Raw genomic sequence first — 12787 nt, forward strand, 5'->3', positions numbered from 1 at the left:
ATCACAGAAATTTCTTTTTCAAAAATAAAGGTACACAAATGGTACATAATGAACTAAAATGAACTTATATGAACATGTTTAAACGCAATCCAAACTCAATTCAAAAGACGAAAGGAATGGATTAAAGATGGAAAACCGTTATGCAGCACACCCTAATGAAGTGAAAACTTACGATACAGCTCGTTTGCGTGAGGAGTTTCTCATGGAGCAATTGTTTGCCAAGGATGAATTGGTGACGGTCTACTCTCATGTGGATCGTTATATCGTTGGAACAGCTGTTACTCAAAGCAAGGACATTGCACTTGAAGTGAATCTGAAAGATATCGGAACGGACTTTTTCCTGGAGCGCCGTGAAATCGGTATCATTAACGTTGGTGGTCAGGGTACGGTGACAGCGGATGGACAAGGGTTCGAGATTGGGGCGAAGGAATGCCTCTACATTGGTAAAGGGGTCAAGGAAGTTGTATTCAAGAGCAATGGCACGGATGAGCCTGCGCAGTTCTACTTTGTATCCACACCTGCACATCATACTTATCCGACGGTAAAAGCAACCCAAGAACAAGCTCAGCCGAATCACCTCGGCAGCATTGAAAGCTCGAACGAGCGTACAATCTACCGGTACATTCACCAAGGTGAAGGTGGCATTAAGAGCTGTCAACTTGTGATGGGGATTACGGAGCTGAACAAGGGTAACATGTGGAACACGATGCCTGCACATACACATAACCGCCGTTCGGAAGTATACTTGTACTGGAACATGCCTGAAGACAGCGTAGTATTCCATATGATGGGTGAACCGAACGAAACACGCCATCTGGTGGTACGTGATCGTCAGGCGATCATTTCTCCGAGCTGGTCCATTCACAGTGGTGTAGGAACAAGCAATTACACGTTCTGCTGGGCAATGGCGGGAGAGAACCAAACGTTCGAGGATATGGACGGCGTAGCGATGAAAGACCTGAAATAATATATTACAGTCATCTGATATTGAAGTGAATGCACGGTGAAACGAGAATATATTCAATCTCATTCAGATGTATAGGAAGTTGATTAGATGAATCCATTGAAACGACATGAAAAAATTATGGAGGCTCTGCTGGAGCGTCAAGAAGTCACTGTGAGTGATCTGAGTGAGCTGTTGCAGGTGACAGGCAAAACCGTACGAGAGGATCTCGATAAGCTTGAAAGCATGGGATTGCTCGTACGTGTCCATGGTGGAGCCATGCTGGCGCAGAATGACCAGTATGGCATCTTGAATAGCCGTGGTGTTATGGAGAAGCGTCAGTCGGAGAAGATAGAGATTGCGGAACGGGCGCTTGCCTATATTCGGCCTGGAGAAATCGTTGCACTTGACGGTGGAAGCACCACGCTGGAGATGGCGAAACGATTGGAGAATCAGCCATTAACGGTGGTAACCAACGACTTGTTTATCATTGCAGAGCTGACCAAGAAGGAGCAGGTGCGACTGGTTGTGCCCGGTGGAGCCCGTGTGCGGAATATGCTTGTGGGTGAGGATACGGCAGCGTTCATCGCTGGGCTTAACATTCATAAGGCTTTCATATCAACGACGGCGCTTCATCCGGAATTCGGACTGTCGATCTACACAGGAGACCTGGTTCCGTTGAAGAGAGCGATGATCTCTGCCACGCAGCAGGTATTCGGTGTGGTGGATCACTACAAATTCGGGCAATTTGCCCTGCGTACATTCGCACAGTGCTCTGAACTGGATTACATTATCAGTGACAGCCGTCTGGATGCAGAGACGGCTGCCTTGTACAAGCAAAGCGGTGTGACAGTGGATTACCAAAGTTAATTTCATTAATCATTAACGGGATTAAAGAAATGAACGGATGAAGTTGTTTGCATATCAAACCATGCGGAGGAATTATTCATGAACTCATTTGATTTAAGCGGACAAGTTGCAATGGTTACAGGGACTTCGGGAGGACTCGGACAAGGAATGGCGATTGGTCTCGCGGAGGCGGGTGCTGATGTTGTACTGGTCTCTTATTCTAAACCAGCGGAAACAGCAAGTGCTATTGAAGCGCTGGGGCGCAAGGCTTATATCATTGAAGCAGATCTGAGCCGTGAAGACGAATTGCCGGCTGTGTTTGAAAAGGCACTGGCATATCAGGGCAGAATTGATATACTAGTCAACAATGCAGGTATCATTCGCCGTACCCCGGCGGCTGACCATGGACATCAGGATTGGCATGATGTCATCGGCCTTAATCTCAACACTGTATTTTTCCTGAGCCAACTGGCTGGCAGACATATGATCGAACGCGGAAGCGGTAAAATCATTAATATTGCATCGATGCTGTCTTATCAGGGTGGCATTAATGTACCAGGCTACACTGCCAGTAAACATGCCGTTGCCGGGTTGACGAAGGCACTTGCCAATGAATGGGCAGGCAAGGGCATTCAGATTAACGGAATTGCGCCAGGTTACATGGAGACGGATAATACAACTCAAATTCGCGCGGACGAGAACCGTTATCGGGATATTACAGCGCGTATTCCTGCCGGACGTTGGGGAACGCCGGAAGATTTGAAAGGCCCAGTTGTCTTCCTCGCCTCGTCGGCTTCGGATTATCTGAACGGTCACGTACTTAATGTCGATGGCGGATGGATGGCACGATAACCATTCGGGATCAGATATGCAGAAGGAGGCAGTGACATGAAACTTGGAGTTCTGGCACATACGTTTGGCCAACAGCCTACGGCGCAACTGGCGCAGACGATTGCGGATAACGGATTTAATTCCGTACAGTTGGCCCTTGCCAAAGCGTTGTCGGATGTAGATTCGGCGAACGGCAAACTGAGCCCGGGCCTGGCGAATGAGATTGGCGATCAATTTGCACAGCGTGGGGTGAAGATTGCGGTGCTTGGCTGTTACATTAATCCGATTGATCCTGATCCTGTGAGCCGACGTGCGGACATTAATCGTTTCAAGGAACATCTGCGGTATGCCCGGGATTTCGGCTGTAGCATGGTTGCAACGGAAACCGGGGAGCGGACTACGTATCGGGATACCCATCCAGACGCTTATGAAGAGAAATCTTGGAGCGTCCTGAAAGAGACGCTTGAAGAGCTGACAGAGGAAGCCGAAAAATGGGGCGTACATGCGGCAATTGAACCGGTATCGACCCATACCCTTCATACGCATGAACATATGACACGTCTGTTTGAAGAGATTCCGTCATCCAACCTGGGCATGCTGTTCGATCCGTGTAATCTGATCAAGCATCCGCATATCGCAGATCAAGGTGCATTTCTGCGCGAGGTGATGGAGAAGCTCTATCAGCGGATCATCGTCATTCATGCGAAGGATGTGGCCTTCAATGCGCAAGGAGAGAAATTTAATCCTGTGCCTGGAGCAGGTATTCTGGATTATCCGCTGTTTTTCGAATTGCTCAAGACGTATAAACCACACATTGACATTTCTCTGGAAGGCGTAACAGCGGAGGAAGCTGTGCCTGCCGCCAAGCATCTGCGAGAGGTATGGGATGCTGTACGCGTCTAAAGTGAGCTGAATCAATGTCTGTCACGTAATCAATCTGGTACTTAGGCTGATAATCAGGATGATATTAAAAGCGGTACGCTATGCGATACCAAAAAACCTTTGCGGGGGCAAAGGTTTTTTTGGTACAGAAACGCTGAAATGTACATATTTAATATTTCTTATCGGAAAAATCGGAAATAACTCTTTTCAAAAGCGACATCTTGTGAGAGAATATGGAAAACATACGCCACCAAGAAAAGACATCAGGAACGCCAGGAATGATATCGAGAATGCATATATCAAGGGAGGATTCAGATTTATGTCAAACGAACGTGAGCTTTCATTTGAGACATTAGCAATTCATGCAGGCCAGGAGATCGACCCAACAACACACGCAAGGGCTGTGCCCTTGTACCAGACAACGTCCTATGGATTCCGGGATACGGAGCATGCCGCTAATCTGTTTGGTTTGAAAGAGTTTGGCAACATCTATACCCGTCTGATGAATCCGACGACCGATGTGTTTGAGCAGCGGGTTGCGGCTCTGGAAGGTGGAGCAGGAGCACTGGCAACGGCTTCAGGTCAGGCTGCCATTACGTTCTCTCTTCTGAACATTGCCGGTGCAGGAGATGAAATTGTGTCTGCGGCGAGTATATACGGGGGTACGTACAATCTATTCTCGACAACGCTGCCGAAACTGGGTCTGGATGTGAAGTTTGTAGATTCCAGTGATCCTGAAAATTTTCGGGCTGCGATTACGGACAAAACAAAAGCATTGTACGCCGAAACAATCGGTAACCCGCAAGGTAACGTGCTTGATATCGAAGCAGTGGCAGCAATTGCCCATGAACACGGGATTCCTCTGATTGTGGATAATACATTCCCGAGCCCTTACTTGCTTCGCCCGATTGAACATGGAGCAGATATCGTGGTTCATTCTGCAACAAAATTCATCGGTGGTCACGGTACATCCATTGGCGGGGTTATCGTGGATAGCGGAAAATTTGACTGGAAAGCAAGTGGCAAGTTCCCTGGATTGACAGAGCCGGATTCCAGTTATAACGGTGTTGTATATACGGAAGCGGTTGGACCCATTGCTTATATTATCAAAGCTCGGGTACAACTGCTGCGTGATCTGGGCGCGGCGATCTCACCATTTAACTCATGGCTGTTGCTGCAAGGTCTGGAGACATTGCACCTTCGCGTGGAACGTCATAGCACCAATGCTCTTGCGGTTGCGGAGTACTTGGAGAAGCAGGAGGATGTGCTGTGGGTGAGTTATGCTGGTCTTCCAAGTCATCCATCTTATGAGCTGGCGCAGAAGTATCTGCCAAGAGGACAAGGTGCAATTCTAACGTTTGGTATTAAGGGTGGCGTAGATGCAGGACGCAAACTGATTGAGAGCGTACAATTGTTCTCTCACCTTGCCAACGTAGGTGATTCCAAGTCACTGATTATTCATCCAGCCAGCACTACACACGCGCAGTTGTCTGACGAGGAGCGAACGGCCGCAGGGGTGAATCCGGAATTGATTCGACTGTCCATTGGTACAGAGAATATTCAGGACATCCTCTATGATCTGGAGCAGGCCATCAAAGCAAGTCAGCAAGCGAGTGTAAGTGTTTAGAAAATAAGTATTCAGGAAGCCGCCGTCCCAAGGGACTGGCGGCTTTTGATTTTATATGGAATTAACGTTTATCCTTTGGCTGTTCATTTAAGAAAATACCCATGTACAAACGAGAAGAGCGGGCATATAATAAATTAAATGTTGTATTGGGTAAAAATAATTGCACAAGCACAAAAATGATTATCATTCTCATTCGAAATCATTAGAAAATCATGAACAAACCATGCTGCTGCGGGAATCCCGCAGCAGCATGTGTCATTTTTAGGGCACTAACAATGGCTCTCATTCTCAATACAACTTCACTAACAGGATCGGAATTGAGCAGTCTCACAATCCGTCATCCTGCAATTCGAAAGGATCGTGATTCATATGCAAGCGATACATCAACCTCTACACAGACAGAAAAAGGCGGAACAGCGGTCATCCCATACACCAGGCCCAAATCGGGGACGCAAGCCCCATTATCGCGCTATGATGCAGAATAAAGAAATGCAAGCTGCCTTGGGCAGTGGATTTCTAATGCTGACTGCATGGGGAACTGCACCCTATTATGCTACATTGTCTATCATGCTCTATATTGTTGCTTATGCCGTGGGCGGTTGGACCAAAGCAAAGGAAGGCATCCATACATTGGTCAAAGACCGCGATCTGGATGTGAATTTGCTGATGGTTGCCGCATCCCTTGGTGCAGCAACGATTGGTTACTGGAATGAAGGTGCGATGCTGATCTTCATTTTTGCACTCAGTGGTGCGTTGGAAAGTTATGCGACAGAGCGCAGTCATAAGGATATCTCATCACTGCTGGCACTCAAGCCGGAGACTGCACTGCGTATTGAGGATGGACAGATGAATCTTGTAGCTATCGATGATCTGAAGCCGGGTGATCTGTTGTTGGTCAAACCGGGAGAACTGATCCCTGCCGATGGTGTGGTATACCGGGGTAATTCTTTTATCAATCAGGCGTCCATCACCGGGGAATCCCTGCCAGTGGATAAAGTTGCGGGGGATGAAGTCTACGCGGGTACGGTAAATGGAGAGGGTGCACTGTACGTGGAGGTCACGAAATCTGCGGAAGGGTCCCTGTTTGGCAAAATCATTAAGCTAGTGGAGGAGGCGCAGGCAGAAGTACCGAATTCACAACGATTTATGGAGCGATTCGAAGGGATTTACGCACGGATTGTTGTGGGTGTGACAGTACTTGTTATCGTAGGGACACCGTTACTACTCGGCTGGACATGGAATGAGGCTTTCTATAAAGCTATGGTATTCCTGGTCGTTGCTTCGCCTTGTGCATTAGTCTCATCCATCATGCCTGTGATGTTGTCCGCGATGTCGAGCAGTGCCCGCCGAGGTATTCTCTTTAAGGGTGGTGCTCACATGGAGAACATTGCCCAGACGCGAGTTGTTGCTTTTGATAAAACAGGTACACTGACCATGGGCACACCGCAAGTGACGGATATTATAACAGCTGAACATATGGATCGGACCCCGTTATTATCAGCGATAGCGGCGATTGAGAACCTGTCGATGCATCCGCTGGCTCGGGCCATCGTAGATCAGGCCAATAAGGAAAACATTACACTTCAAGAAGCGGAGCAAGTGCAGGCACTGACAGGATGGGGCATTGAAGGAATGGTTAGCGGCGTAGTCTGGAGTATTGGCAAAACAACTGTAATGGAACCGGTGCAGCTGGATAACGATAAACCCGTTCACGGAAACGGAAACGAGAATCTGGATGGACCGAGTGCCCCTGATTTTATGGAATCCCCTCTGTCTGTGTGGAAGGATGTGCGCTCAAGTCTGGAGGGGGAAGGCAAAACGGTATCCGTTGTTATGGCGGATGGTGAAATCGTTGGACTGATTGCCATGCGAGACACGGTTCGGCCACAGGCGGCAGCGGCAGTGAAACAGCTAGAAGCCATGGGTGTAAAAGTAGCGATGTTAACAGGTGATCGAGCCAGATCAGCTGCTGTGATCGCGCGTGAAACAGGCGTAAGCTTGGTCTATGCGGACTTGCTGCCTGAAGATAAAGTGAAACAGGTACAAGCGCTCCGGAAAAAGTATGGTCACGTGTTGATGGTAGGGGATGGCGTCAATGATGCACCTGCACTTGCAGCAGCCACGGTGGGTATGGGCATGGGCTTGTCGGGAAGCGGGACTGCACTGGAGGTTGCCGATGCGGTGCTGATGAATGATAACATTGAAGAGATTGCATGGGTGATTGGTCAGGCTCGACGAGCACAGCGTACCGTGAAGCAGAATATGTGTTTTGCGATTACGGTTATTCTGGCCCTAATTGCAGGGAACTTTCTCCAGGACGTAGCGTTGCCTCTGGGTGTGGTAGGTCATGAAGGTAGTACGATTCTGGTTATTCTGAATGGGCTCAGGCTACTACGTTAATTAGAATGGATGAAGGAATGTCTCGATTGTGGCAGGAACCCGATGGGATGCAACGTTTGGACCCTGGGTCAGAGGGTAATGATTCGAAGAGATGATTCTTCAAGAGCGTATTGATGAATAACTTAATGAACTCTGATGATAAGGGAGCTGTGAACGATGGGACGTTTCGTACAAGTGGAACCAAATGTGAAAGTATATGTTGAAGATATGGGTGAGGGAACACCGGTCATCTTTTTGCACGGCTGGCCTGTTAATTATAAAATGTTTGAATATCAATTAAATGTATTGCCGAACCATGGTATTCGTGCTATTGCAATTGATTTCAGAGGATACGGCTTATCGGATAAGCCTTCCACCGGATATGATTATGATCGTATGGCTGATGATGTTCGCGCCGTTATTGATGATCTCGAACTGAGTGACGCAGTGCTCGCAGGATTCTCCATGGGTGGAGCAATTGCAGTCCATTATATGGCTCGCCACAAAGGTCATGGGATATCGAAGCTGGCATTGCTGTCTGCGGCAGCACCTGTATTCACACAGCGTGAAGGATATCCATACGGATTGACTCCGGATCAGCTGAACGAGCAGATTATCGAGCCGATCTTCGCAGATCGTCCGAAGTTACTGGAGACATTTGGCGGCATGTTCTTCGCCAAGAAGCACAGCCAGCCATTCATGGATTGGTTCCATGCGCTGGGCATGGAGGCTTCATCCTATGGTACCATTCGCAGTGCGATTGCTCTGCGGGATGAGGACTTGCGAGGGGACCTGAGTGCGATCCAGGTGCCAACCGCCATTTTACACGGGAAAAAGGATGAGATCTGTCCGTTCGAATTCGCCGAGCAGATGCATGCAGGCATCGCTGGCTCGAAATTGATCGCTTTTGAAGAGAGTGGTCACGGGGCATTCTATGATGAATTGGAGAAATTCAACGCGGAACTGATTCGATTCATTCAATCCTGATCATGTAGGGGTACAACGCTCTTTACATGCAATTTCACTGATTTCATGGAATCTTCATTTATGTCGAAACAAAGAACCCGCTCGGCAGCTATTGGCTGTTCGCTCGGGTTCTTAATGTTGTACTATGAGTAGTACTGAAGAAAAGGTAATGTAATGCTTTGTAAGTATGCTTTCTGTGGTCAGAACAGCTCCGTCAGACCAATCATTGTAATGAGACCGAGTAAAAAGGACATGGTCGCCACACGTGCATTGCCGTCGCCGTGACTCTCGGGAATCAATTCCTTATAGACGATGAACATCATTGCACCCGCTGCAAAAGCAAGACCATAAGGGACAAGGCCAGCTACCAGACTACTTAATGTATAACCGATCATAGCTGTAATAATCTCTACGGCTCCAGTCAGGGTGGCAATTCCGAGTGCCTTAAAGCGACCGATGTTCTGATTCACCAGGAAAAGGGCCACGAGGAATCCTTCCGGTGCATTCTGCAATCCGATGGAGAAGGCAATGAGATTGCCCAGATTCTCATCCGAACTTGCGTAGCTGACTCCCACCGATAACCCTTCTGGCAGGTTATGCATGGTGATGGCTGCAATAATCATGAAGGCTTTGGCTTCAATTTTGAAAGGCATCTTCTCGGGATTCTCCAGATCGACGTGTGGAATCTTCATCTCCAGCACCAGTAGAACCAGGCTGCCAAGCATAATGCCGAATGCGAGTACAAAAAGGTTCGATTGCCCCAGCGCCTCCGGGATAAGATTATACACGGAGGCTGAGGTCATAATACCCGCGGCGTATGCCAGCAAGATATCACGCAGACGGTGCGATATTTTGCGCATAAATAGAATCGGTATGGCCCCCAGGCCAGTAGACATGGCTGATATAAAACTGCCAATGAGTGCATCGTTCATGCTTCCATTTTCCCTCCTGATGAAGACTTCTTCATAATCGCTGCCGAGCATTGACACCGTACATAAAAGAGATCATAATGAACAACAGATTAGAATGATTATAAATTAGAATTCCGTTTCTGCATAGGGCTATTGTCATTTCACAGGCAGGTTTTGTGGACATGATGTAGGCTTTTCGTTCTAGTGTATGCAAAAGCATAAGCTTTTGATGCCGGAGGGCCCAACCTTTTTGCAGAAGCCGGGGGAGGAACTATACATGTATAAATCAATTATTATTGGAACAGGCCCTGCAGGGCTGACAGCAGCAATCTATCTGGCACGTGCCAACTTGAGCCCACTCGTTATTGAAGGCCCACAACCTGGTGGTCAACTGACAACAACTACGGAAGTGGAGAACTTCCCAGGTTTCCCTGATGGCATTATGGGTCCTGAACTGATGGACAACATGCGTAAACAAGCAGAGCGTTTCGGTGCTGAATTCCGCACAGGCTGGGTGAATAACATCGACATGAGCGAGCGTCCTTTCAAAATTCAGGTTGAAGGCATGGGGGAACTCGTAGCAGAAACCTTGATCCTGTCTACAGGTGCAACTGCTAAATACCTCGGTATTCCTGGTGAAGAGAGCAATGTGGGCCGTGGTGTCAGCACATGTGCAACATGTGATGGATTCTTCTTCCGTAACAAAGAAATTATTGTTATTGGCGGTGGCGACTCTGCTCTTGAAGAAGCAAGCTTCCTGTCCCGTTTCGGTTCCAAAGTAACGCTGGTTCACCGTCGTGAAGAATTGCGCGGCTCCAAAATCATGCAAGATCGTGCACGTAGCAACGAAAAAGTAGAGATGGCTTTGAACCGCACTCCACTCGAAGTTCTCGCTGGCGACAACGGCGTGACAGGATTGAAAGTGTTGAACAATGAAACAGGCGAAGAAGAAGTGATTTCGGCAAGTGGCGTATTCGTAGCGATCGGTCACACACCGAACACTGGATTCCTCGGCGGACAAGTTACAACGGATGAGCATGGTTATATTTTGACGACACCAGGTACATCTGAAACGAACATCCCAGGCGTATTCGCATGTGGCGACGTTCAGGATACACGTTACAAACAAGCGATTACAGCTGCAGGTAGCGGATGTATGGCTGCAATGGATACAGAGAAATATATCGAGAGTCTGGAGCATAGCGCAGTCGTTCTGTAATGGAATGAACGGCTATCCTTCATCCAACGCTTCGATAAATAATAGATAATTACGATGAACTATACTAAATATGAGGTGAATACAACATGGAAAACGTAATTCTGTACACATCAACCAACTGCCCGAACTGCAAATCGGTAAAAACTTTCTTGGCTGACAAAGGCATCGCTTATGAAGAGCGCAACATCGAAACTAGCGATGAATTCGCACAACAAGTATGGGACATGGGTGTACGTGCCGTGCCTTTGACAGTGATTGGTGAACACCGCATTCTGGGTATGAACAAAACGCAATTCGCCAAAGCTTTAGACGCGTAAATTAGGCTGATTATCTGGAGCATCATATGATGAATGTAGGAATGAAAGATTCGATTCATATGCAATTCCGGTTTTCGCGAGCCGTTAGGATATAGAAAGAACCGTACCCGATCGGGTACGGTTTTTTGTGCATCATTGAGTCTGCATTAGAGAGCTATGAGAGGCTAGAAAAAAATACTCATAAAGGTCTGAAATACAACATACACCAGCAAACCTGACAGCATGTACATGAAACCAGCCTTCTTTTTGCTCTGGAACAGTCGGAGTATGCCAAGGCTGAACAGGGGCGCAAGCACGATCAGGAACAGGAGTACGGTGACAAACATTTGCGCCGAGATATCTGAAGTATCTACGTAGGTCAACGAGTTTTCACTCCGTTTCGTGTTCGGAATAACACGGCAGCATTCACGCAGCCATGATAAAAATCACATAACCCCATTATACATCTGGATTTCTTTAACAAAAAGGGAGGAAATGGGGCGAATTGATGTCAATTTTCTTCTGTTATTAGACGGAAACCCTTATTTTTCCTAGAAACTGGGAAATTGCGGTGTAAGCAGCACCCACTCGGGTGGAACGGCTCCCCAGAGCCGCCCATTCAATCTGCAGACTCCGGCGATGGTAGGGCAATGTACGTTCCTCGACAACTTGTTTTAACGCTGCTTCAATCCAGGGACCAGCTTCGGAGAGTGGCCCACCGATGATAATGCGTTCCGGGTTGAAACTGTTTACAATATTGGTGATGCCAATCCCCAGTTTGCGCCCGATCGTCTCATATAATCCCCGAACGGCTTCGTGGCCTTGCTCCGCATAAGGAATCAACTCTCGGGTTGTATGTGCCGGTAAGTGCAGCTGATGCTCCGGATGTTCATATGCTTTTTCGGATGCATATAACTCCCAGCAGCCACGGTTACCGCAGGAGCAAGGCAGACCTTCCGCTTCAATGGACATGTGGCCTGTTTCTCCGGCGTAACCCCACGCTCCTTTATATAATTCACCATCTACCATGATGCCTGAACCAATACCCATGCCCGCACTGATATAGATCATATGTCGAACATCGATGCCTGCTCCAAAATTCAACTCTCCATGGGCACCGGCATTGGCTTCATTATCAATGGTTACAGGTAGCTCAAACTCTTCTTCAAGCATCGAGCGCAGCGCGACCTTCTCCCACCCCAGATTGGGTGCAAAGAGGACCGTTCCTTCCTCATCGACCATGCCAGGCACCCCGATCCCTATACCGATGACTCCATGAGGGGAGGGAGGGGCTGCATGAATGAGATGGTCTGCGGCCAGTTTTAACTGTTCAAGTACAGAGGGCACGTCATGATGTTCCAGCTTAACGGCATACTCGGTGACGATATGACCTTCCAGATCGGTAAGGACACCCTTTAAGTGTGTCACACTAAGCTCCAACCCTACTGCATATCCCGATGTGCCTCGAAACAGCAACATAAGAGGTTTGCGTCCGCCGCTGGATTCTCCAGGGCCAATCTCCTGCACCAGTTCATCATTGATCAGATCAGCAACCAGATTCGATACGGTTGCTTTGTTAAGTCCCGTGACCTCAGATACCCGCGCGCGAGAGAGGGGGGCATGACGGCGAATCGTATCAAGCACAATTGACTTGTTTATTTTCTTGACCAGCATCTGGTCTCCGGTAATTTTCATATCATTAAGGCACTCCTATTCTTCTGTTAAAAGGGTTCTGACCCGAATCCGTACGCAAGCTATTGGACTATTATAGCGTAAACAAACGAACAAAAAAAATTTATTTTTAACTTTGTTTAACCAATAGACAAAGTAAAATTGATGTGTTAGGATAACGTTGTAAACGATTTCTTAAAACTATTGAGGAGG

13 protein-coding genes are annotated in these 12787 nt (G+C 47.8%); 9 read left to right on the plus strand and 4 right to left on the minus strand.

Annotated features, from left to right (window positions below; all coding sequences use genetic code 11):
* Positions 1-127: 127 nt before the first annotated feature.
* From kduI to C0Q44_RS09990, 5 genes are all read left to right on the plus strand, one after another.
* Complete coding sequence (gene kduI / locus C0Q44_RS09970; protein WP_105407095.1) at positions 128-967, plus strand: 5-dehydro-4-deoxy-D-glucuronate isomerase; 840 nt, start codon at positions 128-130, stop codon at positions 965-967.
* 87 nt (positions 968-1054) lie between these two features.
* A complete protein-coding gene (locus tag C0Q44_RS09975; RefSeq protein ID WP_105407096.1) occupies positions 1055-1813 on the plus strand; it encodes a DeoR/GlpR family DNA-binding transcription regulator in 759 nt (252 codons plus the stop codon).
* A 78-nt stretch (positions 1814-1891) separates the two neighbouring features.
* A complete protein-coding gene (kduD, locus tag C0Q44_RS09980; protein WP_105407097.1) occupies positions 1892-2644 on the plus strand; it encodes a 2-dehydro-3-deoxy-D-gluconate 5-dehydrogenase KduD in 753 nt (250 codons plus the stop codon).
* Between the two features lie 36 nt (positions 2645-2680).
* Positions 2681-3526, plus strand: a complete 846-nt coding sequence (locus C0Q44_RS09985; RefSeq protein WP_105407098.1) for a sugar phosphate isomerase/epimerase family protein — start codon at positions 2681-2683, stop codon at positions 3524-3526.
* 298 nt (positions 3527-3824) lie between these two features.
* The gene (locus C0Q44_RS09990; RefSeq protein ID WP_105407099.1) at positions 3825-5132 is read left to right on the plus strand and encodes a homocysteine synthase; all 1308 of its coding nucleotides are present in this window, start codon (positions 3825-3827) and stop codon (positions 5130-5132) included.
* Between the two features lie 202 nt (positions 5133-5334).
* On the opposite strand, the gene C0Q44_RS30860 is transcribed toward C0Q44_RS09990, so the two are convergent.
* A complete protein-coding gene (locus tag C0Q44_RS30860; protein ID WP_258166227.1) occupies positions 5335-5463 on the minus strand; it encodes a hypothetical protein in 129 nt (42 codons plus the stop codon).
* Positions 5464-5501: 38 nt separating this feature from the next.
* Here C0Q44_RS30860 and C0Q44_RS09995 point away from each other — a divergent pair, with 38 nt between their 5' ends.
* Both C0Q44_RS09995 and C0Q44_RS10000 read left to right on the plus strand, forming a co-directional pair.
* On the plus strand, positions 5502-7532 hold the full coding sequence (locus C0Q44_RS09995) for a heavy metal translocating P-type ATPase (protein WP_105407100.1): 2031 nt from the start codon (positions 5502-5504) through the stop codon (positions 7530-7532).
* Between the two features lie 156 nt (positions 7533-7688).
* Positions 7689-8498 (plus strand): alpha/beta fold hydrolase, encoded by an 810-nt coding sequence (locus tag C0Q44_RS10000; protein WP_105407101.1) that lies wholly within the window; start codon positions 7689-7691, stop codon positions 8496-8498.
* A gap of 179 nt (positions 8499-8677) precedes the next feature.
* On the opposite strand, the gene C0Q44_RS10005 is transcribed toward C0Q44_RS10000, so the two are convergent.
* Positions 8678-9409, minus strand: coding sequence for a ZIP family metal transporter (locus tag C0Q44_RS10005; protein WP_105407102.1), 732 nt, complete (start codon positions 9407-9409; stop codon positions 8678-8680).
* Positions 9410-9665: 256 nt separating this feature from the next.
* On the opposite strand from C0Q44_RS10005, the gene trxB reads away from it, so the two are divergent.
* Both trxB and C0Q44_RS10015 read left to right on the plus strand, forming a co-directional pair.
* Positions 9666-10607, plus strand: a complete 942-nt coding sequence (gene trxB / locus C0Q44_RS10010) for a thioredoxin-disulfide reductase (RefSeq protein ID WP_105407103.1) — start codon at positions 9666-9668, stop codon at positions 10605-10607.
* Positions 10608-10693: 86 nt separating this feature from the next.
* Positions 10694-10924, plus strand: coding sequence for a glutaredoxin family protein (locus tag C0Q44_RS10015; RefSeq protein WP_105407104.1), 231 nt, complete (start codon positions 10694-10696; stop codon positions 10922-10924).
* A gap of 164 nt (positions 10925-11088) precedes the next feature.
* Here the strand turns inward: C0Q44_RS10015 and C0Q44_RS10020 are convergent, their stop codons facing one another.
* Entirely contained in the window at positions 11089-11286 is a 198-nt protein-coding gene (locus C0Q44_RS10020) for a hypothetical protein (protein ID WP_017692236.1), read from the minus strand.
* Between the two features lie 145 nt (positions 11287-11431).
* Positions 11432-12598 carry an ROK family transcriptional regulator gene (locus C0Q44_RS10025; RefSeq protein ID WP_105407105.1) on the minus strand — a complete coding sequence of 389 codons (1167 nt, stop codon included), beginning with the start codon at positions 12596-12598 and terminating at the stop codon, positions 11432-11434.
* Positions 12599-12787 lie beyond the last annotated feature (189 nt).

This window comes from Paenibacillus sp. PCH8 (assembly GCF_002968835.1).
Classification (GTDB): Bacteria; Bacillota; Bacilli; order Paenibacillales; family Paenibacillaceae; genus Paenibacillus.

Bases quoted from the DNA above. Each gene is read 5' to 3' on its own strand.
- kduI (WP_105407095.1), top strand. From the start codon at position 128: ATGGAAAACCGTTATGCAGCACACCCTAATGAAGTGAAAACTTACGAT.
- C0Q44_RS09975 (WP_105407096.1), top strand. From the start codon at position 1,055: ATGAATCCATTGAAACGACATGAAAAAATTATGGAGGCTCTGCTGGAG.
- kduD (WP_105407097.1), top strand. From the start codon at position 1,892: ATGAACTCATTTGATTTAAGCGGACAAGTTGCAATGGTTACAGGGACT.
- C0Q44_RS09985 (WP_105407098.1), top strand. From the start codon at position 2,681: ATGAAACTTGGAGTTCTGGCACATACGTTTGGCCAACAGCCTACGGCG.
- C0Q44_RS09990 (WP_105407099.1), top strand. From the start codon at position 3,825: ATGTCAAACGAACGTGAGCTTTCATTTGAGACATTAGCAATTCATGCA.
- C0Q44_RS09995 (WP_105407100.1), top strand. From the start codon at position 5,502: ATGCAAGCGATACATCAACCTCTACACAGACAGAAAAAGGCGGAACAG.
- C0Q44_RS10000 (WP_105407101.1), top strand. From the start codon at position 7,689: ATGGGACGTTTCGTACAAGTGGAACCAAATGTGAAAGTATATGTTGAA.
- C0Q44_RS10005 (WP_105407102.1), bottom strand. From the start codon at position 9,409: ATGAACGATGCACTCATTGGCAGTTTTATATCAGCCATGTCTACTGGC.
- trxB (WP_105407103.1), top strand. From the start codon at position 9,666: ATGTATAAATCAATTATTATTGGAACAGGCCCTGCAGGGCTGACAGCA.
- C0Q44_RS10015 (WP_105407104.1), top strand. From the start codon at position 10,694: ATGGAAAACGTAATTCTGTACACATCAACCAACTGCCCGAACTGCAAA.
- C0Q44_RS10025 (WP_105407105.1), bottom strand. From the start codon at position 12,598: ATGAAAATTACCGGAGACCAGATGCTGGTCAAGAAAATAAACAAGTCA.